26 protein-coding genes are annotated in these 25,164 nt (G+C 63.5%); 8 read left to right on the plus strand and 18 right to left on the minus strand.

The features are described from left to right. The first annotated feature begins 189 nt into the window (after window positions 1–189). Complete coding sequence (locus tag WA070_RS04150; RefSeq protein ID WP_422632887.1) at window positions 190–1,188, plus strand: esterase-like activity of phytase family protein; 999 nt, start codon at window positions 190–192, stop codon at window positions 1,186–1,188. An 88-nt stretch (window positions 1,189–1,276) separates the two neighbouring features. On the opposite strand, the gene rpmB is transcribed toward WA070_RS04150, so the two are convergent. Continuing rightward, complete coding sequence (gene rpmB / locus WA070_RS04155; RefSeq protein ID WP_169571525.1) at window positions 1,277–1,570, minus strand: 50S ribosomal protein L28; 294 nt, start codon at window positions 1,568–1,570, stop codon at window positions 1,277–1,279. A 153-nt stretch (window positions 1,571–1,723) separates the two neighbouring features. Here rpmB and WA070_RS04160 point away from each other — a divergent pair, with 153 nt between their 5' ends. After that, window positions 1,724–1,945: a hypothetical protein gene (locus tag WA070_RS04160; RefSeq protein WP_422632888.1), complete on the plus strand. Its 222-nt coding sequence runs from the start codon at window positions 1,724–1,726 to the stop codon at window positions 1,943–1,945. Window positions 1,946–1,996: 51 nt separating this feature from the next. Further along, window positions 1,997–2,455 carry a nucleoside deaminase gene (locus WA070_RS04165; protein WP_422632889.1) on the plus strand — a complete coding sequence of 153 codons (459 nt, stop codon included), beginning with the start codon at window positions 1,997–1,999 and terminating at the stop codon, window positions 2,453–2,455. A gap of 3 nt (window positions 2,456–2,458) precedes the next feature. Here the strand turns inward: WA070_RS04165 and WA070_RS04170 are convergent, their stop codons facing one another. Next, on the minus strand, window positions 2,459–4,333 hold the full coding sequence (locus WA070_RS04170) for a hypothetical protein (protein ID WP_422632890.1): 1,875 nt from the start codon (window positions 4,331–4,333) through the stop codon (window positions 2,459–2,461). A 42-nt stretch (window positions 4,334–4,375) separates the two neighbouring features. Between WA070_RS04170 and WA070_RS04175 the strand changes: the two genes are divergently transcribed. Beyond that, window positions 4,376–4,792, plus strand: coding sequence for a GtrA family protein (locus WA070_RS04175; protein WP_422632891.1), 417 nt, complete (start codon window positions 4,376–4,378; stop codon window positions 4,790–4,792). A 40-nt stretch (window positions 4,793–4,832) separates the two neighbouring features. Here WA070_RS04175 and WA070_RS04180 read toward each other — a convergent pair whose 3' ends face one another. The 3 genes from WA070_RS04180 to WA070_RS04190 all read right to left on the minus strand — a co-directional run bounded on the left by WA070_RS04180 (window position 4,833) and on the right by WA070_RS04190 (window position 7,292). Further along, the gene (locus WA070_RS04180; protein ID WP_422632892.1) at window positions 4,833–5,636 is read right to left on the minus strand and encodes a LytR/AlgR family response regulator transcription factor; all 804 of its coding nucleotides are present in this window, start codon (window positions 5,634–5,636) and stop codon (window positions 4,833–4,835) included. Further along, the gene (locus tag WA070_RS04185) at window positions 5,633–6,739 is read right to left on the minus strand and encodes a sensor histidine kinase (protein ID WP_422632893.1); all 1,107 of its coding nucleotides are present in this window, start codon (window positions 6,737–6,739) and stop codon (window positions 5,633–5,635) included. The genes WA070_RS04180 and WA070_RS04185 overlap by 4 nt, the downstream gene beginning before the upstream one ends. A 70-nt stretch (window positions 6,740–6,809) precedes the next feature. Next, window positions 6,810–7,292 (minus strand): winged helix-turn-helix transcriptional regulator, encoded by a 483-nt coding sequence (locus tag WA070_RS04190; RefSeq protein WP_422632916.1) that lies wholly within the window; start codon window positions 7,290–7,292, stop codon window positions 6,810–6,812. Between the two features lie 114 nt (window positions 7,293–7,406). Here WA070_RS04190 and WA070_RS04195 point away from each other — a divergent pair, with 114 nt between their 5' ends. Beyond that, window positions 7,407–9,512 carry a RelA/SpoT family protein gene (locus tag WA070_RS04195; RefSeq protein ID WP_422632917.1) on the plus strand — a complete coding sequence of 702 codons (2,106 nt, stop codon included), beginning with the start codon at window positions 7,407–7,409 and terminating at the stop codon, window positions 9,510–9,512. 138 nt (window positions 9,513–9,650) lie between these two features. Here the strand turns inward: WA070_RS04195 and WA070_RS04200 are convergent, their stop codons facing one another. After that, a complete protein-coding gene (locus tag WA070_RS04200) occupies window positions 9,651–10,967 on the minus strand; it encodes a hemolysin family protein (protein ID WP_422632894.1) in 1,317 nt (438 codons plus the stop codon). Window positions 10,968–11,129: 162 nt separating this feature from the next. Between WA070_RS04200 and WA070_RS04205 the strand changes: the two genes are divergently transcribed. Next, the gene (locus WA070_RS04205; RefSeq protein WP_422632895.1) at window positions 11,130–11,810 is read left to right on the plus strand and encodes an OmpA family protein; all 681 of its coding nucleotides are present in this window, start codon (window positions 11,130–11,132) and stop codon (window positions 11,808–11,810) included. Window positions 11,811–11,942: 132 nt separating this feature from the next. Here WA070_RS04205 and WA070_RS04210 read toward each other — a convergent pair whose 3' ends face one another. From WA070_RS04210 to WA070_RS04265, 12 genes are all read right to left on the minus strand, one after another. Beyond that, window positions 11,943–12,560: a MarC family protein gene (locus WA070_RS04210; protein ID WP_422632896.1), complete on the minus strand. Its 618-nt coding sequence runs from the start codon at window positions 12,558–12,560 to the stop codon at window positions 11,943–11,945. Further along, window positions 12,557–13,234: a YybH family protein gene (locus WA070_RS04215; protein ID WP_422632897.1), complete on the minus strand. Its 678-nt coding sequence runs from the start codon at window positions 13,232–13,234 to the stop codon at window positions 12,557–12,559. The genes WA070_RS04210 and WA070_RS04215 overlap by 4 nt, the downstream gene beginning before the upstream one ends. Then, the gene (gene folD / locus WA070_RS04220) at window positions 13,231–14,124 is read right to left on the minus strand and encodes a bifunctional methylenetetrahydrofolate dehydrogenase/methenyltetrahydrofolate cyclohydrolase FolD (protein ID WP_422632918.1); all 894 of its coding nucleotides are present in this window, start codon (window positions 14,122–14,124) and stop codon (window positions 13,231–13,233) included. Before folD ends, WA070_RS04215 begins: the two co-directional genes overlap by 4 nt. Beyond that, the gene (locus WA070_RS04225) at window positions 14,121–14,444 is read right to left on the minus strand and encodes a DUF167 domain-containing protein (protein WP_422632898.1); all 324 of its coding nucleotides are present in this window, start codon (window positions 14,442–14,444) and stop codon (window positions 14,121–14,123) included. The genes folD and WA070_RS04225 overlap by 4 nt, the downstream gene beginning before the upstream one ends. After that, window positions 14,441–14,731, minus strand: a complete 291-nt coding sequence (locus tag WA070_RS04230) for a YggT family protein (protein ID WP_422632899.1) — start codon at window positions 14,729–14,731, stop codon at window positions 14,441–14,443. Before WA070_RS04230 ends, WA070_RS04225 begins: the two co-directional genes overlap by 4 nt. A gap of 123 nt (window positions 14,732–14,854) precedes the next feature. Then, window positions 14,855–15,196: a hypothetical protein gene (locus WA070_RS04235; RefSeq protein ID WP_422632900.1), complete on the minus strand. Its 342-nt coding sequence runs from the start codon at window positions 15,194–15,196 to the stop codon at window positions 14,855–14,857. Between the two features lies 1 nt (window position 15,197). After that, window positions 15,198–16,115 (minus strand): acetylglutamate kinase, encoded by a 918-nt coding sequence (gene argB, locus WA070_RS04240; protein WP_422632901.1) that lies wholly within the window; start codon window positions 16,113–16,115, stop codon window positions 15,198–15,200. Between the two features lie 118 nt (window positions 16,116–16,233). Then, a complete protein-coding gene (locus WA070_RS04245) occupies window positions 16,234–16,920 on the minus strand; it encodes a queuosine precursor transporter (protein ID WP_422632902.1) in 687 nt (228 codons plus the stop codon). 54 nt (window positions 16,921–16,974) lie between these two features. Continuing rightward, window positions 16,975–18,498: a Ppx/GppA family phosphatase gene (locus tag WA070_RS04250; protein ID WP_422632903.1), complete on the minus strand. Its 1,524-nt coding sequence runs from the start codon at window positions 18,496–18,498 to the stop codon at window positions 16,975–16,977. A 2-nt stretch (window positions 18,499–18,500) separates the two neighbouring features. Continuing rightward, window positions 18,501–20,639: an RNA degradosome polyphosphate kinase gene (locus WA070_RS04255; protein WP_422632904.1), complete on the minus strand. Its 2,139-nt coding sequence runs from the start codon at window positions 20,637–20,639 to the stop codon at window positions 18,501–18,503. An 8-nt stretch (window positions 20,640–20,647) separates the two neighbouring features. Further along, window positions 20,648–21,283 carry a chromosomal replication initiator DnaA gene (locus WA070_RS04260; RefSeq protein ID WP_422632905.1) on the minus strand — a complete coding sequence of 212 codons (636 nt, stop codon included), beginning with the start codon at window positions 21,281–21,283 and terminating at the stop codon, window positions 20,648–20,650. After that, window positions 21,280–22,557 carry a heavy-metal-associated domain-containing protein gene (locus WA070_RS04265; RefSeq protein WP_422632919.1) on the minus strand — a complete coding sequence of 426 codons (1,278 nt, stop codon included), beginning with the start codon at window positions 22,555–22,557 and terminating at the stop codon, window positions 21,280–21,282. Before WA070_RS04265 ends, WA070_RS04260 begins: the two co-directional genes overlap by 4 nt. Before the next feature lie 230 nt (window positions 22,558–22,787). Between WA070_RS04265 and purM the strand changes: the two genes are divergently transcribed. Next, window positions 22,788–23,882: a phosphoribosylformylglycinamidine cyclo-ligase gene (purM, locus tag WA070_RS04270; RefSeq protein WP_422632906.1), complete on the plus strand. Its 1,095-nt coding sequence runs from the start codon at window positions 22,788–22,790 to the stop codon at window positions 23,880–23,882. A gap of 113 nt (window positions 23,883–23,995) precedes the next feature. Next, complete coding sequence (gene purN, locus WA070_RS04275) at window positions 23,996–24,946, plus strand: phosphoribosylglycinamide formyltransferase (RefSeq protein WP_422632907.1); 951 nt, start codon at window positions 23,996–23,998, stop codon at window positions 24,944–24,946. The last annotated feature ends 218 nt before the right edge of the window (window positions 24,947–25,164 follow it).

Genomic DNA, 25,164 nt, shown 5'->3' on the forward strand with positions numbered 1-25,164 from the left:
GGCGATACTCCTTCCAAATCCATCGTGACGAGTCCGGTAAGAAGTGGGATTCGTCTTTGATTGTTCCCTTTATGCAGCATGCGCTTTGAGCCGAGCCTGAATGGGGCTGACAGCCACCGTTAAGCTGAATTGCGCGCGATTCGATCGTCTTCGCTGGACCGCGCGGGATATTTTCCTATGGCAGTCGGGATGATGCGAATCCTGATAATTATCGCGATCGCGATCCTGCTGTTGCCAGAACCGCATCACGCCAAACCCGTCGCACTGAAGGCCGGGGCGCTGCTGGTCGCCGCCCGCCCCCTGCCCCTCAATACATCCGACCCGACCCGGCGACAGATCGGCGATCTGGACTATCTGGGCGGCTGGGAACTGCGCAGCGACAATCCGGGCTTTGGCGGCATATCCGCGCTGTTGGCCTTGTCGAACGGCGACATGGTGGGGCTGAGCGATTCCGGCATATTGATGGGCTTTCATGTCGGCAATGGCCGACCGACCCGCCGCCCCTTCGTCGCGCCGCTGCCGATCCGCCTGGAGGACCGCGATCATCCCTGGTGGGTGTGGGATTCGGAATCGCTGGCGCATGATCCCGCGACCGATCGCTATTGGGTGGGGTTCGAACTGCAACAGATGATCTGTCGCTACGCGCCCGGCTTCGCCCGCGTGGAGGCATGCCGTACATGGCCCGAAATCGTCGCATGGCCCAAGACCGGATCGATCGAATCGCTCGCGCGCCTGCCCGATGGCCGTTTCCTGGCGATCGGCGAAATGGCGATGACCCCGGACGGCGCGCACGATGCGCTGCTATTCGCGGGCGACCCGGCGGACGCGGCGACGCCCGGCCCTGTCCACCTGCGCTACACGCCGCCGCAGGGTTATCGCCCGACCGATGCAGTGGCGCTCGATGCGCGGCATCTTCTGGTACTTAATCGCCGCCTGACGCTTCAGGATCTCTTCACTGCCACGATCGCCATCGTCGATCTGCCCGAAAAGCTGGCCCCGGACACGCATCTGAAGGCCCGCACCCTCGCCCGCCTCGCGCCGCCTCTGCTATCGGACAATTTCGAAGGGCTGGCCGTCACCAAAGAAAGCGACCGAACGATCTTGTGGATCGTGTCGGACGACAATCACGAATTTTTCCAGCGCACCCTGCTGCTGAAATTCGCGTTCCCCGACGAAGCATTACGGTAAATGCGACGGGAACATGTTGCACCCCGATCGCAACGCAAAAAAGCGGCCCGTTTGCGGGGCCGCTCCTATGCCGAACATATCGAAGAAATCAGGCTGCTACGGCAGCCTTCTTCTTGACGATGTCGCGCTTCAGGCGACGCGCCTTGAGCGACAGCTTGTCGTCGCTGGTCTTGACCAGCCAGTTGTCCAGGCCACCATTATGTTCGACCGAGCGCAGACCATGGGTCGATACGCGCAGCTTAACACTGGTTTCCAGCGATTCGGAGATCAGCGACACATTCTGCAAATTGGGCAGAAAGACGCGCTTGGTCTTGTTGTTGGCGTGGGAAACATTGTGACCCACCTGGCGACCCTTGCCGGTCAGCTCGCAAATGCGCGACATAGTCAATCAACCTTGTAATTCGGGTTCGTTCGGAAAGCCGCGCCGATAACGGGATTCGCCGCGCCCGTCAACCGTTGCAGTCGATCGTGGCACTTGCGCAACTATTTCCCCCGACCCTGCGTTCAACCCCCAACCTTATAGAAGGAGGATGCGATGCGTTTCATCGGCGGACTGTTACTGATTGCGCTTATCGTGGTCGGGGCGGGGATAGCAACCGGATTTATCGACCTGCAAAAGACGCAGGAGGGCCGCCTGCCCGCCATCGCGGTGGAAAAGGGCGCCCTGCCCAAATATGAAGCGAACGTTGCCAGGATCGACGTAGGCACGCGCAACGAAGTGGTGGAAGTGCCGACCGTGGCGGTGAAGAAGCCGTAAGGCTGCACAACGCTTTCGTTTCTGACGGTACATCATGTAAGGGCGGAGGCGATGTCTCCGCCCTTTCCCTTGCCCCGTCCCATGCGCCGAGCGCTCGATCTGGCGCGAGCGGCGCGGGATGCGGGCGAAGTGCCGATCGGCGCGGTCGTGACGAAGGACGGCGCGATCATCGGCGAAGGCGAAAATCGCAATCGCCGCGACAATGATCCCACCGCCCATGCCGAAATCGTCGCCATGCGTGCGGCGGCGCTCACCCTTCAGGATTATCGGCTGACCGGCTGCGACCTGTGGGTCACGCTCGAACCCTGCGCCATGTGCGCGGGGGCCATATCCCACGCGCGGATCGCCCGTCTCTATTATGCCGTCGGCGATCCCAAGGGCGGCGCGATCGAACAGGGGCCACGCCTCTTCACCCAGCCGCAATGCCTCCACCGGCCGGACGTCTATGGCGGGCTGGCCGAAACGGAAGCGGCGGCGTTGCTGCGCGACTTCTTCGCCGCCCGCCGCTGATCCCTAAGGCTTCGCGCCATAATCGATGCGATAGAGCTGATAGGGCAGGTCCATGCCACTTTTCAGCGGCACCGGCATAAGCCAGCGGGGTATCTGCCCCCGCATCAGGTCGGCATAAAAGCCTTTGGGGCTGCGCGACTGATAGATCGTGCCTTCGGGGAAATTGGGGCAGACCAGCAGATAGGTCGCATGATGACGCGCCGCGATCGGGCGAAAGCCGCTCTCCGGGCCGTCGAAGGCATGATGAATGTCCAATATCGTCGCACCATTGCGATGATAGGGGCCAGCCAGCGCGCTATGATGCGTCGTGGTCAGCAGGCGCGGCCCCAGATCGACCATCGTAAAGATGGTGGCGGGCGGTAACTGGTTGAGTATTTCAAGCGCCGGCAGCGTGCGACACCGCCCGTTCGCCTTCTTGATAGCATCCGTGCGCGCAATCGCCGATGGCCGCCATGGGCGCGGCCTGGTTCCGCTGATCGTCCCCCACAGCGTCATCGCCTGCTGATAGAGAGGATAGGCAAAGGCAATCGCCGCCAGCACCACTACCCCCGCCCCGGCCGCGATACGCACCCGGCGCGTTCCGCCAAAGATCGCCGCGATCAGGCGATGCGCGGCCCAGGCCGCAGGCGGGATCGCCAGCAACTGCGCCGCCGGACCCGCGCGCAACTGCCAGAACAGCAGGGCCGTGGCGAAAATCATCATCAGCCCGACCGTGGCCCAGGCCCATAGCCGGTCCACGTCGCGCCGCGCATCCCACAATGCCCAGATCAGGCCCAGCAGGCCCGCCAGCGGCAGCGCGAGCAGCGGCACCACCATGGACTGCGCCTGCGCCGTAATCGGCTTGGCCTCCCTGATATTCGCCAGCCACAACCGTTCGAGTTCGGGCGAAATCTGATAGGGGCTGAGGCATTGCGGCCAGTTCAGCCAGAAGAAGGCCGCCACCGCCCCGCCCACGACGATCCCCGCGCCAAGCCGCATCGCCCAGCCGCGCAAGGGCAGTAGCGCCAGCAGCACCATGCCCGCCGACGCCGCGCCAAATACCGCTACCCATATGGGCGAAATGGCGTCGCACACCTGCGCGCGATTGGCGTAGCTGGCAAACAGCAGGAAACAGAGCGAGGTCGCCGCGCCAAGGCTGAGCGCATAAGGCAGCATCCGCCGCCCCGCCCCTTCGCGAAATACCCAGCGCAGCGCGATCAACGCCCCGCCCGCACCCAGATAGACGATCATCTCCATGCCGATCGTCACCGACAGCGCACTGCTGACTCCAGCGACGATCCCGCCGCGCAGCCAGTTGCGATCGACCAGCCCGGCCAGCATCGTGACCGCAAACGCCAGTTGCCAGCCATGATGGTCGATGCGCATCGGCGCATACATGCCAAGGCCCATCTGCGCAGCCAGCGGTGCCAGTGCGGCGAGGATCCACCCGTTCGGCCCAGCCAGCCGCCGCCCGATAAAACCCAGGCTCAGCATCAACAGCAACAAGGGCAACAGCGGCGCGATGCCGCAGGCCAGCCGATCAGCCAGCCCCTGATCGACGAAAGCCCGGAAAAACAGCATCAGCCCGGCGATCGGCAGATCCACCAGCCGCGACCAGTGGATATTCGCGCCACCGGGCGGGTCCAGCCGATATTGACGCAGGTCATACCATCCCTGCCCCCCCAGCCAGTCCTTCACCTGCACGAAACGGATATTGTCGTCGGTGTCGCTGAGCACCAGCCAGTGAATCGCCGCCCATCGCGTCGCGACGAAGACGATCGCGATGACGATCCACATCAGGAAGGTCAGCCATTTCCAGTGCCGCCCGGTCCACACGGACAACAGGGGCAGGATGTGGTTCACCCGATCGCGCAGGGCATAGCCGCTTTTCAAGATCATGATCCGCCCCTAAACGAGCCGCAGCAAAGCGCAACGGGGACCATGGCCATCATCGACAGACTTTCAGCCGAACAACGCGCGCTCGTTTGGCAGATAGTGCGCTATGGCGTGACCGGCCTGTTCGTCACGGCGTGTCAGGCGGCGATCTATTGGACGCTCGCGGCGCTCGCCGGACTGCACCCGCAAATCGCCAACCTCATCGGCTATGGCGCGGCCGTGGTGATCGGCTACGCCGCCCACAGCGCCTTCACCTTTCGCGGTCATGGCGCGGAAGGAGGATCGGTCAAACGCGGCGCCAAGTTCGTCGCGGTGTCGCTGGTCAGCTATGCGCTCAACGCCCTGTGGGTCTATCTGTGCGTCACCCACATGCGGTGGCCCGAATGGTCGCCCATACCGGCCATGATTTTTGTGACCCCGGCGGTGGTGTTCGGCCTAAACCGGCAATGGGTGTTCCGGTAATATGCCGTGTGTTCCCGCCTGCGCGGGAACACACGCTTAATCAATGCACGAACCGCGCGACTACATCACGATAAGACCGGCTGACCTTCACCTGCGCGCCCGATTCCAGCACCAGGAAACATTCGCCATTAGTATGCGGCTTGACCTGCCGCACCTGGCTTAAGTTCACGATGGTGGACCGATGGACGCGCTGGAAATTGCGCGGGTCCAGCCGCTTTTCCAGATCCTTCATCGTTTCGCGCAGGATCAGCGAATTGTCGGCGGTGTAGATGCACATATAATCGCCAGCCGCGTCGATCCGTTCGATCGAATCGACGTCCACGCGGAAAATCTGGCCGCGATCCTTGATGTTGATGAGCTTTTCGAAACGGTTGGACGCGGGGCCATCCTCTTCCGCCGCGTTGAAGTCGCTCATCGCCTGAGGCGCGACTTCAGCCAGCACGCCGCGCAGCTTTTCGGCCTCCTGCACCTGCCGCTTTTCGCTCAGCCGCTGCCGCACCCGGTCGAGCGCATCGGCCAGACGACCTTCCTCGACGGGTTTCAGCAGATAATCGACCGCCTGCGCCTCGAACGCGCGAATCGCATGGTCGCTATAGGCGGTGACGAAGATGAACAGCGGTGGTTCGACCTCCATCATCCCCTGAACCACCGAAAAGCCGTCGAAGCCGGGCATCTGGATGTCAAGGAACACGAGGTCGGGTTTATGCGTCTTGATGGCGCGGATCGCTTCTCGACCATTGTTGCAGGTCTCGATGATGTCGACATCCTCATGCGTTTCCAGACGCAGGGCAAGGCCTTGGATAGCCAGGCTTTCGTCGTCGACGAGGATTGTTCTGATGGTCATGCAGCCACTTTCGATGAATCTTCCATAGTCAGCGGAATTTCGATGATGACCGAAAATCCGCCCGGTGTAGAACGCGTTTCGAAGCTCTGTCGTTCCCCGAACGCCTGAATCAGGCGGTCCCGGATGTTCGGCAGGCCCACGCCCGTTCCTTCGATCATGGGGATGTGCAGCTTCATTCCACCTTCGTTCAATCCCGGTCCACTGTCCGATACGACGATCCGAACCTTTTCACCGGCAGGCTGCGCGCTGACGGTGATATCGGCCCCCTCCTCCTTGGGCGTGACGGCATATTTGATCGCATTTTCGACCAAAGGTTGCAGCAGGAGCGACGGCAGACGTGCGTGTGCGACCGCCGGATCAATGTCGAACATCGGGCGCAGCCGATCCTCGAACCGCATCTTTTCAATTTCCAGATAGAGTTTGAGCGTCTCTATCTCCTGTTCGATCGTTACCTGCGCCGTCGGCTCGTTAATCAGCGTGTAGCGCAGGAAGGACGACAGCCGCGACAGCATCGCATTGGCCCTGTCGGTCTGCTTGAGCAGCACCAGCGTGGAAATGCTGTTAAGCGTGTTGAACAGGAAATGCGGATTGAGCTGATAGCGTAGCATCGCCAGCTGCGCGCTCGACGCCTGCGTTTCCAGATGCAGGAGCTGGTCCGCCTGCTCCTCCACCGTCAGGTAGAAGTTGATCGCATAATAAAGCGCCGACCATGCCCCCAGCAGCGTCACCGACAGGTAGAATGCGCCCAGAAACAGTTGCAGCCCCGCCGTCTCGCTGCCCCGGTTCTGCGTCGAAAACACCCATGCGTCGATAAACGCGACCAGCCCCGCCGCCGCCACGACCGTGATGATCGATACGCCCCATGTAACGATAGGCCGTTGCCGCAGCAGGAAGCGAAACATCACCGCGATCAGCAGCGTGACCGAATAGCCCGACACGGTGGAAATCGTCACCGGCACCAGACTGGAAAAGGGCTGGCCATTGGCGATGGTGGACGACCCGCGCAACAGGAACGCGCCTGCCCAGCCCAGCGACTGAAGGTTCCAGAAAGCGCGGTTCTTATCCGCGAAAAACGGTTGCGGCTGGAATCGAGGGGCAGACATGGGGATCAGCCTAGGGGATTTCATCGCACCCGTGAACCCAAAGCATGACCGGCAAAGGCGCGCAGACGGATCAGGCCGCGACCGCCGGTTCTTCCGACATTGGCGTCACTTCGTCGGGGCATAGCCACACCAGATCGGTCAGTTCCAGCGCGCGCCCGTCATGCGCCTGTATGACGATACGGCGGATCGGCTGGCCATCGCGGCGGTCGGCCAGCACCTGACACGCCTGCTCGCCACAGCCCCACCGTTCGCCCCACTGGCGCAGCGCGATCATCACCGGGGCCAGTTCCTGCCCCTTTTCGGTCAGCCGATATTCGACCTTGCGCTTGTCGCACTGCATCGGCTGACGCAGCATGATCCCGTTTTCCACCAGCCGCGACAGGCGGTTGGCCAGGATATTGCGCGCAATACCCAGCGTGGACTGAAATTCCTCGAAATGGCGGATACCCGACAATGCACCGCGCAGGATCAGAAACGACCATTTCTCACCCATCGCCTCCAGCGCGCTGGGGAGGGCGCATTGTTCCAGATCCTGGGCCAGATTATGTTTCATCGTCATATCGAAATAGCCCAAAGCGGCCCGACTTGCAAAAAGCGCCGCATAATATTCGCGAAGATGGGCATTTTTTTGTTGCGCAGCAAGGGGCAACCAACACAATCGGATGTGATGCTACGCCAGTATGAACTTGTCGAACGGGTAAAACGCTACGATCCGCACGCGGACGAAGCGATGATCAACCGCGCCTATGTGTTTTCGGTCCAGAAACACGGGAGCCAGAAACGCGCCAGCGGCGACCCTTATTTCAGCCATCCGATCGAGGTGGCGGGCATATTGACCGATTTTGGCCTCGACGATCAGACGATCGTCACCGCCCTGCTGCACGACACGATCGAAGACACGCTGGTCACCTATGAGGAGATAGAGGCCGCGTTCGGCAAGGATGTCGCGCGCATGGTCGATGGCGTGACCAAGCTGTCGAAGATCGAGGCGATGAGCGAGAATGAGCGCGCGGCGGAAAATCTGCGCAAATTCCTGCTCGCCATGTCCGACGACATCCGCGTGCTGCTGGTGAAGCTGGCCGACCGGCTGCACAATATGCGCACGCTGCATTTCATCAAGAACCCCGACAAGCGCCGCCGCATCGCGCGTGAAACGATGGATATCTACGCGCCGCTCGCCGAGCGCATCGGCATGTATGATTTCATGCGCGAAATGCAGTTGCTGGCCTTCCGCGAAATCGAACCCGAAGCCTATACCAGCATCACGCGCCGACTGGAGCAGTTGAAGGAAGGCGGCCATGACAAGGTCGACCGGATCGGCGCGGAATTGCAACTGCTGCTGGGCGGATCGGACATTTCCGTCACCGTGTCGGGGCGCGAAAAACACCCCTTCTCCATCTGGAAGAAGATGCAGGAACGGCATATCAGCTTTGAACAGCTGACCGACGTCATGGCGTTTCGCGTCATCACCGCCACACCCGCCGACTGCTATCGCGCGCTGGGCGTCATCCACCAGACGTTCAAGATGGTGCCGGGCCGGTTCAAGGATTATATCTCCACGCCCAAACGCAACGGCTATCGTTCGCTGCACACCACGGTCATCCATCAGGACAATGCCCGGATCGAAGTGCAGATTCGCAGCCGCGACATGCACAACGACGCCGAACTCGGACTGGCGGCGCACTGGGCCTATAAGCAGAAGGGCGACGCCACCGACCACAACGCCGCATGGCTGCGCGATCTGGTCGAGATTCTGGAACAGAGCCAGGACGCCGACGAACTGCTCGAACATACCCGCATGGCGATGTATCAGGACCGGATCTTCGCCTTCTCGCCCAAGGGCGAACTGCATCAGCTACCCAAGGGATCGACCCCGGTCGATTTCGCCTATGCGGTGCATACATCGCTCGGCAATCAGACCGTCGGGGCCAAGGTCAATGGCCGCGTCGTGCCGCTGCGCACCTCCCTTGAAAATGGCGATCAGGTCGAAATCCTCAAGTCCGCAGGGCAGGAACCGCAACCGGGCTGGCTGACCTTCGCCGTCACCGGCAAGGCGCGCGCGTCCATCCGCCGCTACATCCGCCAGAAACAGCGCGGCGAGGAAGTCGCGCTGGGCGAGAAATTGTACGAAGAAATCGTCGGGCGCTTCTCCCCCGATCTGGCCAAGGAACTGGGCGACAAGGCGCTGACTGCTGCGCTTAAGCGCCTGAAGCTGGAAGATCGCGCGTCACTGATGGTCGCCATCGCCACCCACCGCCTGCTCGATTCCGAAGTCATGGAGGCGCTGGTTCCCGGCTCGACCAGCGGAGAAGGCATGGAGGAAGCGCATCCGCGCCAGCACGCGCCCGTTTCGATCCGCGGCCTGACGCCCGGCATCGCCTACAGCCTATCGGATTGCTGCCATCCCGTGCCGGGCGACCGGATCGTGGGCGTGCGCCGCACCGGCGAACCGATCGAGGTCCATACCATCGACTGCCGCTCGCTCGAAGTGGAGCAGGGCGACGACTGGATCGACCTCGCCTGGGACAGCAAGTCGAAGGGCGGCGCGGCGCGCCTGTCCGTCATCGTCAAGAACCAGCCCGGCGCGCTCGCCGCCGTCGCCAACGTGTTCGGCGCGACCAAGGCGAACATCCTCAACCTGCAACTGGTCAACCGCGAAGGCCCGTTCCACACGGACGTCATCGATCTGGAAGTGGCCGATGCCCAGCATTTGATGCGCATCCTGTCGGCGCTGCGGGCGATCGACGTGGTGGTGCAGGCGGACCGGGTTTAGCGCCCAGTCCAATAGCCTCCCCCACCGTTCGTTTCGAGCGAAGTCGATAAGCCGATAGCGCGGCGATTAAGTTTCTCGACATTGCTCGAAACGAACGGAACAGATAGTAGAAGGCACAGGCAAACCCGCGCGCCCGTCTTACCGTTCCGCAACCAGCAGTTTGTCGATCTTGCGCCCGTCCATATCGACGATCTCAAAGCGCCAGCCCTGATCCTCGACATAGTCGCCCACTTCCGGCAACCGCTTGAACAGCCACAGCGCATGGCCAGCCACGGTCGCATAGTCGCGGTCTTCCGACAGGTCGATACCGATGCGATCGGCCAACTGGTCCATCGGCATCTGCCCCGACACCAGCAAACTGCCATCCTCGCGCTCGACCATATCCGGTTCGTCATAGGCATCGCGATCCGACGCGAAATGGCCCGCTATGGCGGACAATAGGTCGGCGGGCGTCACGATCCCCTCGAAATGGCCATATTCGTCATGGACCATCACCATCGGCACGTCCGACCGACGCAGCACTTCCAGCGCGTCCATCGCATCGACCTGATCCGGCACGATTTCCGCCCGGCGCATCAGCGCACCGACGTTGAGCGGCTCACCCCGGAACAGCGCGGCCATGATGTCGCGCGCCTGGACGATGCCGATGATATCCTCCACCGACCCGCGCCCCACCGGCAGCCGCGTGTGCGGCGTTTCCAGCAATCGCGCGCGGATCGTATCTTCGTCGGCAGCGATGTCGATCCAGTCGACGTCCATCCGTTGCGTCATCACCTCACGCACCGGCCGGTCAGCCAGCCGCACCACGCCCGATATGATCGCCCGCTCGCTTTCCTCGATCACGCCGGACTTGCTCGCCTCGGCAACGATCAGGTGCAATTCCTCCGCCGTGACATGGCTTTCCGATTCGCGGTCCATGCGCAGCAGCTTGAAGATCAGCGCGCTCGACCCGTCCAGCACCCACACGACCGGGGCGGTAATCTTCGACAGCCACAGCATCGGCTTGGCCACGATCACCGCGATCGGTTCGGGCGCGCGCAATGCAAACTGCTTGGGGACCAGCTCACCCACGATCAACGACGCATAGGTGGTCAGCCCGATCACCAGCGCAAAGCCCAGCGTATCCGCCGCGCTTTTCGACAGGCCAAACAGCTGCAACCGCTCACCGGTCGGCCCGCCCAGACTCGCGCCCGAATAAGCGCCCGCGATGATGCCGATCAGCGTGATACCGATCTGCACCGTGGACAGGAATTTGCCCGGATCGCTGGCCAGCGCCAGCGCCGTCGTCGCCCCCTTGCGCCCCGCTTTCTCCAACCCCTGCAACCGGGGCTTACGCGCCGATACGATGGCCAGTTCGGACATTGCAAAGACGCCGTTGAGGGCAACCAGCGCCAGAATGATGACGAGGTCTGCCCATGGATAGGGCGTGAGATGTGGGGGGGGGATAGTGGCCATGGTGGTCGGGGACATGCTATAACCGCAAATCTTTCCGTTTCACAACCTTCCCATCATCCCCCGTTCAGTTCGGCTGTGGAACAAAGCCTGTCGCTCGACCATTTTCCGCGCATTCGTTCGCGCGAAAAGCCATATTGAAGACAAAGACAAGGGAACAGGATCATGAGGATTTCTCACCGCATCATCGGCGCGGCAGGCTTGGCCGCCATGCTGGCCACCACCGCCTGCACGACCGACCCGGAAACCGGCCAGCGTTCGATATCGAAGGCGGCGATCGGCGGCATCGGCGGCGCGCTGGGCGGCTATCTGCTGGGCGATCTGGTCGGCGGGCGTAACGACCGTACCGAAAAAATTCTGGGCGCGGGCATCGGCGCAGTCGCGGGTGCGGGCATCGGCGCCTATATGGACGCACAGGAACGCAAGCTGCGCGAGGAAACCGCAGGCACCGGCGTGGATGTGATTCGCGACGGCGACAATCTGCTGCTGCGTATGCCGTCGGGCATCACCTTCGGCTATGATCGCGCCGACGTGCAGCCACAATTTCAGCCGACACTGAACGATGTCGCGTCGGTTCTGGCCCAATATCCCAAAACCTATATCGACGTTTATGGCCACACCGACAGCGACGGGGCCGATGCCTATAACCAGACCCTGTCCGAACGGCGCGCGCAGTCGGTCGCCAATTATTTGGTCAGCCGTGGCGTCCAGTCCGCCCGCATCGGCACGCGCGGCTTTGGCGAAACCCAACCGATCGCCTCAAACGCGACCGAAGAAGGCAAGGCCGCCAACCGCCGCGTCGAAATCAAGATCGCGCCAGTAACCGAAGCCGACGTACGCGGCTGACGTCATCCTCCCCTGCAAGGGGAGGTGGATGGCCGCAGGCCAGACGGAGGGTGTCTCCCTATCGAGAAGGTGACACCCCTCCGTCAGCGCTACGCGCTGCCACCTCCCCTTCACAGGGGAGGATCGTAACTTTCAAAAACTCGCCTTCAACCCGTCGATCACGAACTGCGCCGCCAGCGCCGCCAGCAGCACGCCCAGCAGGCGCGTGATAACCGCCTCGATCTTGCGCCCCAGCAGTGCCATCAGCGGCCCGGCGGCGAGCAGCGAACCCAGCATCAGCGCCAGCGTCAGCACGACCGCGCCCAGCACGACCATCCGTTCGGGCAAGCCATTGGCTCGCGACATCAGTAACATCACCGTCGCGATCGATCCCGGCCCCGCGATCATCGGCATCGCCATGGGGAATACCGACACATCTTCGACCTCAGGCGTCTCGGCGATCTTCTGCGCCCGGTCCTCGCGCCGTTCGGTGCGCTTTTCGAACACCATGTCCATCGCGATCAGGAACAGCATGATGCCGCCCGCAATGCGGAAACTGTCGAGCGAAATGCCCAGCACGCCGAGCAACTGCTTACCCCACAGGGCGAACACCAGCAGGATGGCCGCTGCAATGCCGACCGCGCGGATCGCCATCGACCGCCGCTGCACCGCATTCGCGCCATTGGTCAGGCTGGCATAGATCGGCGCGCAGCCGGGCGGGTCGATTACGACGAACAGGGTGACGAAGGCGGACAGAAACAGTTCGATCATGATCCCGTTTTCCCCTTGCCCGCTGCCACCACATCCCTGATCACGACGTCATAGCCTGTGCCGTTCCACAGGCTGACCGTCACCGTGCGCCCGCCATCGGTTGCACTATCCACGCCCCACAGCAGGCTTTCGTCCGGTGGCGGGGGTGGCGCATTCTTGTCCGGCTTGCCCATTGGCATGGTTGGTGGGCGGTCCTGCCCCGCCCCCCGCTTGCAGGTCGCGACCTTGCCGGTCAGAAATTCAGGTGCGGCGCGTGGGCTGGCCAGCGTGTCGCCATGGTCCAATATCCATTTCCACGCCCCCTTCTTGTCGCGCCGCCAGATCGTCGTGAAATAACCCGCCGATCCGTCAGTCCGCTTCCAGTTGCCCGTGCTGGCGGCCAGATCGCCCCCGCACGAAACATAGGCAATGGATGGCGACCAACTGACCGGCGCAGACGGATCGGCCCGGCCTTTCAGCCAGTCCTTCGCCAGCACCCGACCAGGCATGAACATCACGGCATCGTCCGCCGCCGTGGCGCGGAAAGCGGTCCATTGCCCCTTGTCCTGCGCAAGTCTGTTGAACGCGATCTCGGCGGCTATGACCGAACTGGGGTCAGGCTGAAACCGCAGCGGCGGCTTCGCGGCGACCAACGCCGCTGCCCCCATCACCAAAAGGGCAAGGCGCGCCTTCACAACCCCTCCGGCGGCGCCAGCCCCGCGCGGGCATGAGCAGCGACCAGCGTATTGCGCAGCAGCACGGCGATGGTCATCGGCCCGACACCCCCCGGCACGGGCGTGATCGCGCGGACATGGGCCAGCGCTTCGGCGGTGGCGACGTCGCCCACGATCCGGCTCTTGCCATCTTCGGTATCGGTAACGCGGTTGATGCCCACGTCGATCACCGTCGCGCCCGGCTTGATCCATTCGCCCTTGACCATTTCCGCCCGACCCACCGCCGCCACGACGATATCGGCGCGATGAACGATACTGGCGATATCATGAGTGCGGCTGTGCGCGATCGTCACGGTGCAGCTTTCGGCCAGCAGCAACTGCGCCATCGGCTTGCCCACGATATTGGACCGGCCGATCACGACCGCCTCCAGCCCGCTCAGGTCGCCTAGTTCGTCCTTCAGCAACATGATGCAGCCCATCGGCGTGCAGGGGACCAGCGCCTGCTGCCCCGTCGCCAGCCTGCCCGCATTGATGACGTGAAATCCATCCACATCCTTCGCCGGGTCGATCGCGGCGATGACGGCGGCTTCGTCGATATGGGCGGGCAGCGGCAGTTGCACCAATATGCCGTCGACCCGATCGTCCTGATTCAGCTCCTCGATCAGATCGAGCAGGTCATCCGAACCGATGCTGTCGGGCCGCTTGAACTCGTAACTTTCCATGCCCGCAGCCACGGTCATCTTGCCCTTGGACCGGACATAGACGCTGCTGGCCGGGTCTTCGCCCACCAGCACGACGGCCAGCCCCGGCTTGCGATGCGTTTGCGCGGCAAAGGCGACGACCGCTTCGCCCACCCGTTCGCGCAGGCCCGCCGCGAAAGCCTTGCCGTCGATGATCTTGCCGATGGTCATGTCGCTTCTACCCATGTTGCGATGATGGGGGCCAGCCGCGCAATTGCCGACGCGCCACCCTTGATCCGCAGCCGCTTTAGCCGGTTGGTATCGCCCGTTTCCAGCGAAATCGCGCTTTTGGGCCAATCGAGCGATGCGGCCAGCAATGCAATGACCGCGCGATTGGCCCGCCCCTTTTCCGGCACGGCCCGCACCCGCGCGCACAGCCAGCACGCGCCCCGCGCATCGGTCCACACGCCGCCGACCTCTTCCCGCGCGTTGCCCGGCGTCAGCCGGACGGGCAGGATCAGGTCATCGCCCGCCTGGACCCATGGCGTCACACCAACCCGAACAGGGGCGGCAATATGGCCTGGCGGATGATCAGGATCGCCAGCAGCACGACCATCGGCGTCAGGTCGAGCGCGCCCAGATCCGGCATGATCTTGCGGATGGGGTTGTAGATCGGCGCGGTCATGCGATCGAGCGCGTTCATCACCATGCGGACGAAATCATTGCCCATGTTGACGACGTTGAACGCGATCAGCCAGCTCATGATCGCCTGGATGATGATGATCCACCACAGCACGTCGAGCAGGATGGTGATGATCTGATACAGCGCGTAGCCCATATGGTCTCCGATAATGCCTTGGCGGTCGCTTTAGCCGAGGGAGCGACCCGGCGACAAGCGCACTGCGCCGGTTATTCTACCAACGACGGGATATGTCGGCGGCGGTCGTCGCGCCGCGCAGCATCAACGCTGCTTCTTGGTCATGGTCGCAGTGAAATCGGGCGCCTTGTTCGCCACCCAGTCCACGAATTTGCGCACCGCCGGATCGGCCAGCAACCCATCCACATCCATCCCGTGCCGCTGCAATTCGGAATTGGTGAAATTTTTGATCAACATCTGCTGGCATATCGGGTGCATCGGCACGACATCGCGCCCGCCCCGGCTCTTTGGCACGGGATGGTGCCAGATGATCGTTTCTCCGGTGGGCCTGCCACACAGCCAGCATGCCGGGACGACAGCCGGAGCGTCGTCATCCTCCTGCTGCGCGTCATCATAGCCGCCATGTTTGGAATGTTTGCGCGCCATCCTATTTACGGATCAGCGTGCCGGCGCCGCGCTTGGTGAATATTTCCAGCAGCATGGCATGAGGCACCCGCCCGTCCAGTATGACGGCAGCATCTACTCCGCCCTTGACCGCGCGCACGCATGTCTCCAGCTTGGGAATCATGCCGCCGCTGATGGTGCCGTCCGCCTGCAATATCTCGATCGCTGCGGGATCGAGGTCGGTCAGCAGATTCTTCTGCTTGTCCAGCACGCCCGCCACATCGGTCAACAGGAAGAAGCGCGACGCGCCCAGTTCCGCCGCGATCGCCCCCGCCATCGTGTCGGCGTTGACGTTGTAGGTGTGGCCGTCCATGCCGATCCCGACTGGCGCGACCACTGGGATGATACCGTCATTGGTCAGCGTATCGAGGATGCGCCGGTCGACCTTCACCGGATCGCCCACGAAGCCCAGATCGACATTGCGCTCGATCCCCGAATTGGGGTCCGCTTCACGCTTGCCCAGCACCTTTTCGCACAGAACGAGGCCGCCATCCTTGCCCGAAATGCCCACGGCCCGGCCACCGGCCCCCGCGATCCAGCCGACGATTTCCTTGTTGATGGAACCCGCCAGCACCATTTCGGCGATCTTGGCCGTTTCCGCGTCCGTCACCCGCAGACCGCCGACAAATTGCGATTCGACGCCCAGCTTCTTGAGCATCGCGCCGATCTGCGGCCCACCGCCATGCACGACCACGACATTGATGCCGACCGCCTTCATCAGCACGACATCCTCCGCGAAATCGCGCGCCGCTTCGGGATCGCCCATCGCATGGCCGCCATATTTCACGACAAAGGTCTGGCCCGCATAGCGCTGCATATAGGGCAGCGCCTCGACAAGGGTTTCGGCCTTCGCGAGAAGCGCGGGATCGGGGGCGTTATGGCTGGTCATGCGCGGGCGCATAAAGCCAATGTCAGGCTACGGCAAGAAAGAGCTGCGTGTTCCCGCGCAGGCGGGAACCCAGATCAGACGCTTGGACTGGATTCCCGCCTTTGCGGGAACACATCATAATAACGCCGCCTCAGTTGCGGTCCAGCCGCCGCCCCAACGCCACCAGCAAGTAGATCACCGGCGGCACCAGCAGGGCCGACAGCACGACCTTCGCCAGCATCTGCCCCAGCAGCAGTTCGCCGATCGGAAACACTCCGTAAAATGCGATCGACACGAACAGCAAAGTATCGACCACCTGCGACAACATGCTGGCCACCGCCGCGCGCAGCCACAGCATGCGGCCGCCCTCCCGCCCCTTCAGGGCAGCGAAGAGCGTGACGTTGAGCGTCTGGGAAATGCCATAGGCGATGATGCCGCCAAACCAGATGCGCGGCGTGCCGCCCATCATCATGGCAAAGGCGTCGGCGCGCGCGGGGTCCATGTCCCCGGCGGCGGGCGCGGCCAGTACGATGATGGATAGCAGGATCGACGCGATCAGCGGCAGGAAGCCGATCTGTACCAGCCGATTTGCGACCGTGCGGCCATGCAGCTCCGCGACCGCGCTGGAAATCGTGACCAGCAACAGGAAAGCGAAGATGCCCGCCTCCACCGCCAGCGGCCCCAGCCCGACTATCGGGCCAAGCGCCGACACTGGTCCCAACGTGACCTGCTTGTTGCCCAGCACGCCGGCAATGCAGACCATGCCGCCGTAAAAGATCGAAAAGAAGAAGAGCGACCGGCTGATCGGCATGGTGGCGTGGGTCGTGGACGTGGTCATCGCCGGGGCTTAACGGGATTTGCGCGTCAGGGAAAGATGCTCGCTCATCCGGCCCTACGCCGCTTCCGCCACCAGCCGATATTTGACGCCCATCGCCTGCGCCAGGTTGCGCAATCGCCGCTCGACCACCTCGCCCGCCAGCGCGGCATGGCCCGCATCGATATGCAGCCGGATGATGTCGCCGTCGCGAGAAAGTCGCGAATGGGTCAGCGGTCGTTCGACCCCGCCCGACAGGCGCTGCGCCAGCCGGATCGCCAGCCCCCATAGTGCCGCACGGTGCAACATGGCGGCGCTCGCCAGTTGCTCCAGCCCCGGCACGGTCGCGATGCCTCCACCGAAATGACTGTGCAGCGCCTGTGCCAGCATCGCCCGTTCCGGCGCGGTGATCCCCACCCAATTGCTGTGCAGCGCAATCTCGACACCCCGTTCGGCGCGGAAGTCGGGGTTCGCGCGCCAACTGACATCGGCCAGCAGGCAGGCGACGTGGCGGATTCGGCGCATGTCCGGCGCATCCTTTTCGAACACAGGCGCGATCCAGCGCTCGATCCGCGTGCCATGCTCGCGAAAACGCGACTGCGCCTCCCCCTCCGCCTCCGCCGCGACCAGCAGCGGATCGTGCGTGCGAATGTCGGCGGGCAGTCCTTCGTACAGCAGCCCTTCGCGCAGACCATAGGCCGATACGACCAGATTGGCCGACTGCAACTGGCGCACGACCACGGACAGCAACGCCGCCCCATCGGTCAGCGTGTTGACGCGTGACCCGCTCAACCCCGGAATTTCCTTGATCCGGACGCGATCCATATGGGACAGGGTACGGATCAACTGTTCAGCACGGCTGGCGGGCATTTCATATTGATGCACCACCGGCAGCGGAAAATTGGTCAGATGCATGTCGAACCGGGCCAGCGCCCGCCACGATCCGCCGACCAGATAGAAAGGCAGGCCCGGCTCCAGTGCCCAGCCCGCACGGCTCAACATCTTGGCCACCTGCCGCTCCAGCACACGCGGCCCGCGATTGCGAATCTCCGGCAGGCGCAACACGCCCAGCGGCAGCGATATGGTGTCATGCACCACCCCGCCCCTGATCCGCGCCAGTTCCAGGCTGCCCCCGCCCAGGTCGCCGACAATGCCATCCGCATGGGGTATGCCCGAAAGGACGCCCATCGCCGCGCCGATCGCTTCCTGCTTGCCGGTCAGCAATTCGACGGTCACGCCCATCTGCGCGGCGCGGGCAATGAAGTCCGGCCCGTTGGTCGCATCGCGCACGGCGGCGGTCGCGACGCAGCGTATCTGCGTCGCCTTCATGTCGCGGCACAGTTGGGCGAAGCGTTCGACCGCGCGCAGCCCGCGTTCCATAGCTTCGTCCTCGATCCGGCCGGTCGCGGCCAGCGAAGCGCCCAGCCCTGCCATCACCTTTTCATTGAACAGGATGAAGGGGATGCGGCGCGGTCCATCATAGACGACCAGTCGGACGCTGTTGGACCCGATGTCGATAATCGCGATCCGCGCATCGGCCGGGCCGGGCGAAATCGCCATCGACTGAGCGGCGGCGCGCACCCGGCTGAGCATCGAGTTCATGCTTATATCCGGCCGCGCAGGCGGAGCGTTGGCACCGCCTCATTGTCGATCGCTGCACCACGCCCGGACAGCGACGGATTGGTCATGAAATAGCGATGCAGGTTGAACGGCTTTTCGCCCGGCTCCAGCCGTTCATAATGGCCCTCGCTGTCCAATGCCCAGCTTTGTTCGGTGTCGATCAGGTTGGCGACCATGACCTGATCCAATATCTGTTCGCGCACCGTCGGGGTCTCGATCGGCGCCAGAAACTCGACGCGCCGGTCGAAATTGCGCTGCATCCAGTCAGCCGAACTGATGAACACCTTTGCCCCGTCGTTGGGCAATGCCTCGCCATTGCCGAACACGGTGATGCGGCTATGTTCCAGAAAGCGCCCGACGACGGACTTTACCCGCACATTTTCCGACATGCCCGGTACGCCGGGGCGCAGGCAGCATATGCCGCGCACGATCAGGTCGATCTGAACGCCCGCATTGCTGGCGGCATAGAGTTTTTCGATGATCGCCGGATCGACCAGACTGTTCATCTTGGCCCAGATGGTGCCGGGGCGACCGGCGCGGGCATGGTCGATTTCCGCGTCGATCAACTCGCACAGCCGGTTGCGCAGGTCACGCGGCGACATGACCAGCTTTTCCAGCCGTTCGGGTTCGACATAGCCGGTGATATAATTGAACAGCGCGGCCGCGTCCCGGCTGTATGCCGGGTCGGCGGTAAAGAAGCTGAGGTCGGTATAAATCCGTGCCGTGACCGGATGATAATTGCCGGTGCCGAAATGGCAGTAGCTGCGGAACTGGTCGCCCTCGCGCCGGATGACCATCGAAATCTTGGCGTGGGTTTTCCAGTCGATGAAGCCGTAGACGACCTGCACGCCCGCCCGTTCCAGCGCATCGGCCCACAGGATATTCTGTTCCTCATCGAACCGTGCCTTCAACTCCACGACGGCCGTGACCGACTTGCCCGCCTCCGCCGCGTCGATCAGCGCGCGGATGATCGCGGACTGTTTGCCCGCGCGATACAGCGTCTGCTTGATCGCCACGACATCCGGGTCGATCGCCGCTTGCTTGAGGAAGGATACGACGACGTCGAACGCCTCATAGGGATGATGGACCACGATGTCCTTGGCCCGGATCGCGGCGAAACAATCGCCGCCATATTCGCGGATACGTTCGGGGAAACGCGGCACATAGGGTTCGAATTTCAGGTCGGGCCGGTTTTCATCGACCACGCCGGACAAGTCGCCGATGCCGATGAACCCTTCCACTTCGGCGACGATCGCTTCATGCCCCTGCAACATGTCCTGCAACATCTCCTCGACCGGTGCGGGGATGCGCTCCTCTATCTCCATGCGGATGACGCGGCCCCGGCGGCGACGCTTGATGGCGCTGCGGAAATGGCGGACCAGATCTTCGGCCTCTTCCTCGATTTCGATATCACTGTCGCGGATGATGCGAAACACGCCGCTTTCGCGCACCTTATATCCGGGAAACAGATCGCCCGAAAAGCGCCGCACGACCGCCTCCAGCGCCATGTAACGTGCCGGTTCGCCGGGGATGCGCACGAACCGGGCAAGCGAAGACGGGATCATCACCAGTTCGCGGATCGGCTGCTTGTCCGACAGGCGTTGCAGGTCGAACACGATCGACAACCCCTGATTGGGGATGAAGGGAAAGGGATGGGCCGGGTCAAGCGCTTGGGGCGTCAGGATCGGAAAGACCTGCGTGCGGAAATGTTCGCGCAGCCACAGGTCGCTGGTCGCGTCCAGTTCGCTGCCGGGGCCGACGACGGCAATGCCGACCTCGCCCAGTTCCTCGTTCAATATGCCCCAGACCCTTTGCTGCGCGCGCATCAGCTTGCCGGTTTCCTCGGCAATCGCGTTCAGCTGCTGCCCGGCAGTCAGGCCATCGACCGATGCCATATCGACATTCTGAAGCTGCTGCCCTTTCAGCCCCGCGACCCGGACGGAGAAAAACTCGTCCAGATTGGCGCCGGAAATCGACAGGAAGCGCAACCGTTCCAGCAAAGGATGGGCGCGGTTCATCGCCTCTTCCAACACTCGCTGGTTGAACGCCAGCCACGACAGTTCCCGGTTGAAATAGCGGCTGATCGGCTGGGTCAGGCTGGCGGCGGGGTCGGCTTCGGCCACGTTCGGGATCACTCGCGCTGGTGGGATGAGGGTTCGGCAGCAACTATAGGCAATATTGCGGCGGCTTGCAGGGCTTCTTTGGCCATTGCGAGCGAAATCTTACGGCCCGATGACAGCGACGCCCGGTCCAGCACGCGCGCCGCCGCCGCAATGCTGGCATAGCTGCGCTCGATCCGTCGCAGCAGCCAGTCGGGCAGGTCGGCGGCATAGCGCACCCCCGCCCCGTCCAGATAGCGCTGGATCAATGCGCGGGCCAGCGCCTCGTCGGGCTGGAGGATCGCGACATGCGGCACGGCGGCCAGCCGGGATCGCAGGTCGGGCAAAGCCACCGCCCAACCCGCTGGCGGCGCATCGCCGATCATCAGCAAAGGCCGCGCCTCCGTCTGCGCGGTGTTCCACGCGTGAAACAGCCAATGCTCATCCTGCCCCTGGGCATCGTCGATCACGCTGCCCCCGCTCATCCGCGCGAACTGGCGAGCCAGCGTCGATCGCCCTGACGCGGGCGGGCCGGTCAGCACGCTGACTGACAGCGGCCACGCCCGCCACCGTTCCAGATGCGCGACGGCCAGTGCATTGGCGTCGCTGACCAGAAAATCGTCGCCGGTCGCGCCTTGCCATTCGAAGGGCAGGCTGAACTGGCTCATGGCTGGGGCGACGCGCCCTGCCGCCGGGTGATCCGCAACGTCGTGCCGGACGCAGCGACGGTAAAGCCGCGCGCCTGCAATCCCGCCCGCAACATATCGACCGTGCCGTCGAAATTGACCTGCATCACCGACGTGCCGCCCAGCGCCAGGCTGCTCGTATTGGCCGACCGCACGCCCGGAATCGCACGCACCGCCGATTCGCCCGCATTGATCGACCCGACGTCGGGCGTGTCGAACTGGATCGAAAAGCTGGTTCCACTGGTGACGACGCTCGGCAGTTCCAGCGCCTCAACTGGCGCATCCGTCGCATTTTCGATCGCCAGCGCGGCGGCATCGACCGGCTCCTCGATAATCAGCGACGGGTCGGGACGCAGCCGGCCATCATTGAGCGCGCGGATATATAATTCATCAATCCGCCGCGCGCCTTCGTCCAGCATCTTGGCCAGGCCGCTCTCGTTCGCAGTCCGCAGCGAAAAGCTGCCGATCAAACTGTCGTCCGGGCCATAGCGCGCGGTAAAAGTCCCGGTGATGGGACCGCCGGGATATTGCCGGTCGAGCCGCGCGATCGGGACCACGACGTCCGCCGCGCCATATTGGTCGAGCAGCACCCGCCACCACAGCCGCCCGCGCCGTCCGGTCTGCCCCGCGTTCAGCAGGATCGGGTCAGCGATCGACCCGGCCACGCGCACATAGTCGATCGCGCTGTCCCCAGTGCGATACCGCGCCCAGCTTTTCTGCCATTCGTTCGTGCGTTCATAGGATACCGCCGATCCGCCATCCCACAGCACCGGGATGACCAGCAACGGCGGCGATCGCATCGCATTGCCCGACACGCCCAGCAACTGGCCCGTGCGCGCGCGGTCGAACAAGATACCCAGCGTCGCGACATAGCGCGTCGGCCCGGCCTGCTCATAATCAATCTCGATACCCGACACCATCGCTTCGATCTGCGAATCGGACAAGGCAGGCGCACCGCCACCCCCATGGGTGCGCGTCCACAGCATCCGCCACGCCTGCCGCTGCGCCAGCCGCCATCCGGCATAGCGGGCGCTGTCGGCGTCCCTGGCCACCACATCGACCTTGACCCCGCGCACCTCGAAATCGCCGCCGCTGGCGATCGGCGGCACGCCGCGCTCCCCCTCCATCTGCGCAAACAGGGCGGCCGCTGCCAGCCCGATCGCAATGGCGATCAGTATCTGGACGGGCCGCGACAGCGCGCGGAGCGCTGCTTTGGGCTGGAAAGACAAGCGGGAAAGGGACTGGCTCAGGTTCACGCGCGCCCTTTTGGCGAGATTTGCCCGCTCTGCCAAGCGCCAACCTTCAAGGCCTCTACCACCCCCGTTCAGGCTGAGCGAAGTCGAAGCCCTCCACTGAGCGCAGCGAAGTGGCCTCCCTCCGGTCGGCAGAACCCTTCGACTTCGCTCAGGGCGAACGGAGGAGGACTATTGCACCCCCGCAACAGGAAGGTTCCGTTTTCTCCACCTTTGCTTTAGGGCGCGGCAACATGAATGATACCGAATCCTACAGCTACGCCAAGGCTGGCGTCGACATCGCAGCGGGCAACGCCCTCGTCCGCGCCATCGGACCTTTGGCCAAGGCGACGCGACGCCCCGGTGCCGACGCTGAGCTCGGCGGCTTTGGCGGCTTCTTCGACCTGAAAGCTGCTGGCTATGACGACCCGTTGCTGGTCGCGGCCAATGACGGCGTGGGGACGAAACTGAAACTGGCTATCGACCATGACCGGCATGATGGCGTGGGCATCGACCTGGTCGCCATGTGCGCCAACGACCTGATCGTGCAGGGTGCCGAACCTCTATTCTTCCTGGACTATTACGCCACCGGCAAGCTGGAAAACGGCGTCGCGCAACGTGTCATCGCCGGGATAGCCGACGGGTGCCGCATGGCAGGATGCGCCCTGATCGGCGGCGAAACCGCCGAAATGCCGGGCATGTATGCGCCGGGCGACTATGACCTTGCAGGTTTCTGCGTCGGTGCGGTCGAACGCACGAAGGTGCTGACCGGTAACCGCATGAAGGTCGGCGACACGCTGCTCGGCCTTGCATCCTCCGGCGTCCACTCCAACGGTTTCTCGCTCGTCCGCCGCCTCGCCGAAGACAAGGGCTGGAAGCTCGATCGCCCCGCCATCTTCGACAATGAAGTGCTGCTGATCGACGCGCTGATGGCCCCCACCCGCATCTATGTGAAGGCGCTGCTGCCGTTGGTCCGTGCGGGCATGATCAATGCGCTGGCCCATATCACCGGCGGTGGCCTGCTGGAAAATATCCCCCGCGTGCTGCCCGACGGCTGTCATGCGGTGGTGGACGCGGATGCATGGGAGCAGCCGCGCCTGATGGCCTTCCTTCAGGCGCAGGGTCATATTGAGCCGGCTGAAATGGCGCGCACCTTCAACTGCGGCGTCGGCATGGTGCTGGCCGTGGACGAAGCCCATGTCGCGGGCGTCATCTCCGCGCTGGAAACTGCGGGCGAAACCGTCCACCGCATCGGCACGATCGAAGCGGGCGACAAGGGCTGCACCGTCAGGGGCAGCGTCGAAACATGGAGCGCGCAGGCCGCCTGGTCCGCGACCCATCTGGGTTAAAACGACCTAGTCCCCCTCCCGCTTGCGGGAGGGGTTAGGGGAGGGCATGTCGGGGCCAGCGGTGTTTCAACACATCCTCCCCCGCCCCCTCCCGCAAGCGGGAGGGGAGAATCATGACCAAAGCCAAGGTAGCAGTCCTGATCTCGGGCCGGGGATCGAACATGGCGGCTCTGCTCTACGCAGCCAAAGCCCCCGACTGCCCCTATGAGATCGTGCTGGTCGCCGCCAACGATCCGCTAGCCCCCGGCCTGACGCTCGCCGCCGCCGAGGGCATCGCGATCTTCGGCCACAGCCACAAAGGCCATAAGCGCGCCGAGTTCGACCAGATCATCCATGCGCAGCTTCAAAAGGCAGGCGCACACTATGTCGCACTCGCTGGCTATATGCGCCTCCTTTCCCCCGAATTTGTCGGTGCATGGGAAAACCGGATGCTCAACATCCACCCCAGTCTGCTCCCTAAGTATAAGGGGCTGGACACGCACCAGCGCGCGATCGACGCGGGCGATACCCATGCGGGCTGTTCGGTCCATATCGTCACGGCCGAACTGGACGATGGCCCGGTGCTGGGCCAGACCCCGGTCGTCATCCTGCCCGGTGACACGCCCGACACGCTGGCCAGCCGCATCCTGATCGCCGAGCATCAGCTTTACGCACGCACGCTCGCCGATTTCGTCACCCGCGAACGCCAGCCCGACTGGCTGCTCAACCGCGTGCGCGAAGCCGCCCTCGCCTTGCCGCAGGCGGACGAGACCCTGTCGCACGGCATGCCCTGCTTCGGCATCGTGAAGGGCAAGAAATTCGCCTATGTCTCGCGCGATCATCATGGCGACGGTATCATCGGCCTGCTGGTCAAGACGACCGCGCCCGAAGAACAGGCGATGCTGATCGACCGCGACCCCGCCCGCTATTATCGCCCCTCCTATTTCGGCAACGATTGGGTCGGCATCCGGCTCGACATTGACGACACCGACTGGGACCAGATCACCGACCGGCTAAGGGCAAGCTGGCGACAGGTTGCCCCAAAGAAGCTGCTCGGCCTGATGGACGTGGCGGAAGAATTCTAAGATCCTCCCTGCGCCGCAGGCGTGGGGAGCGGCAAATGGCGCAACTTGCTTTATATAGCCCCTCCGTCTGACCTGCGGCCATCCACCGCCCCATCGCTACGCGACAGGGGGATCTACCCAACGTCATCCCGGACTTGATCCGCTCCTGAATAGGCAAACCCCGTGTTCCCGCGCAGGCGGGAACCCAGTCCCGCCGTCCGATCTGGGTTCCCGCCTGC

Source organism: Sphingobium sp., from assembly GCF_049304695.1.
GTDB lineage: Bacteria > Pseudomonadota > Alphaproteobacteria > Sphingomonadales > Sphingomonadaceae > Sphingobium.

Excerpts from the sequence above, each read along its gene's own strand:
- WA070_RS04150 (WP_422632887.1), top strand. The coding sequence starts at position 190 with ATGATGCGAATCCTGATAATTATCGCGATCGCGATCCTGCTGTTGCCA.
- rpmB (WP_169571525.1), bottom strand. The coding sequence starts at position 1,570 with ATGTCGCGCATTTGCGAGCTGACCGGCAAGGGTCGCCAGGTGGGTCAC.
- WA070_RS04160 (WP_422632888.1), top strand. The coding sequence starts at position 1,724 with ATGCGTTTCATCGGCGGACTGTTACTGATTGCGCTTATCGTGGTCGGG.
- WA070_RS04165 (WP_422632889.1), top strand. The coding sequence starts at position 1,997 with ATGTCTCCGCCCTTTCCCTTGCCCCGTCCCATGCGCCGAGCGCTCGAT.
- WA070_RS04170 (WP_422632890.1), bottom strand. The coding sequence starts at position 4,333 with ATGATCTTGAAAAGCGGCTATGCCCTGCGCGATCGGGTGAACCACATC.
- WA070_RS04175 (WP_422632891.1), top strand. The coding sequence starts at position 4,376 with ATGGCCATCATCGACAGACTTTCAGCCGAACAACGCGCGCTCGTTTGG.
- WA070_RS04180 (WP_422632892.1), bottom strand. The coding sequence starts at position 5,636 with ATGACCATCAGAACAATCCTCGTCGACGACGAAAGCCTGGCTATCCAA.
- WA070_RS04185 (WP_422632893.1), bottom strand. The coding sequence starts at position 6,739 with ATGTCTGCCCCTCGATTCCAGCCGCAACCGTTTTTCGCGGATAAGAAC.
- WA070_RS04190 (WP_422632916.1), bottom strand. The coding sequence starts at position 7,292 with ATGAAACATAATCTGGCCCAGGATCTGGAACAATGCGCCCTCCCCAGC.
- WA070_RS04195 (WP_422632917.1), top strand. The coding sequence starts at position 7,407 with ATGCTACGCCAGTATGAACTTGTCGAACGGGTAAAACGCTACGATCCG.
- WA070_RS04200 (WP_422632894.1), bottom strand. The coding sequence starts at position 10,967 with ATGGCCACTATCCCCCCCCCACATCTCACGCCCTATCCATGGGCAGAC.
- WA070_RS04205 (WP_422632895.1), top strand. The coding sequence starts at position 11,130 with ATGAGGATTTCTCACCGCATCATCGGCGCGGCAGGCTTGGCCGCCATG.
- WA070_RS04210 (WP_422632896.1), bottom strand. The coding sequence starts at position 12,560 with ATGATCGAACTGTTTCTGTCCGCCTTCGTCACCCTGTTCGTCGTAATC.
- folD (WP_422632918.1), bottom strand. The coding sequence starts at position 14,124 with ATGACCATCGGCAAGATCATCGACGGCAAGGCTTTCGCGGCGGGCCTG.
- WA070_RS04230 (WP_422632899.1), bottom strand. The coding sequence starts at position 14,731 with ATGGGCTACGCGCTGTATCAGATCATCACCATCCTGCTCGACGTGCTG.
- WA070_RS04235 (WP_422632900.1), bottom strand. The coding sequence starts at position 15,196 with ATGGCGCGCAAACATTCCAAACATGGCGGCTATGATGACGCGCAGCAG.
- argB (WP_422632901.1), bottom strand. The coding sequence starts at position 16,115 with ATGCGCCCGCGCATGACCAGCCATAACGCCCCCGATCCCGCGCTTCTC.
- WA070_RS04245 (WP_422632902.1), bottom strand. The coding sequence starts at position 16,920 with ATGACCACGTCCACGACCCACGCCACCATGCCGATCAGCCGGTCGCTC.
- WA070_RS04250 (WP_422632903.1), bottom strand. The coding sequence starts at position 18,498 with ATGAACTCGATGCTCAGCCGGGTGCGCGCCGCCGCTCAGTCGATGGCG.
- WA070_RS04260 (WP_422632905.1), bottom strand. The coding sequence starts at position 21,283 with ATGAGCCAGTTCAGCCTGCCCTTCGAATGGCAAGGCGCGACCGGCGAC.
- purM (WP_422632906.1), top strand. The coding sequence starts at position 22,788 with ATGAATGATACCGAATCCTACAGCTACGCCAAGGCTGGCGTCGACATC.
- purN (WP_422632907.1), top strand. The coding sequence starts at position 23,996 with ATGACCAAAGCCAAGGTAGCAGTCCTGATCTCGGGCCGGGGATCGAAC.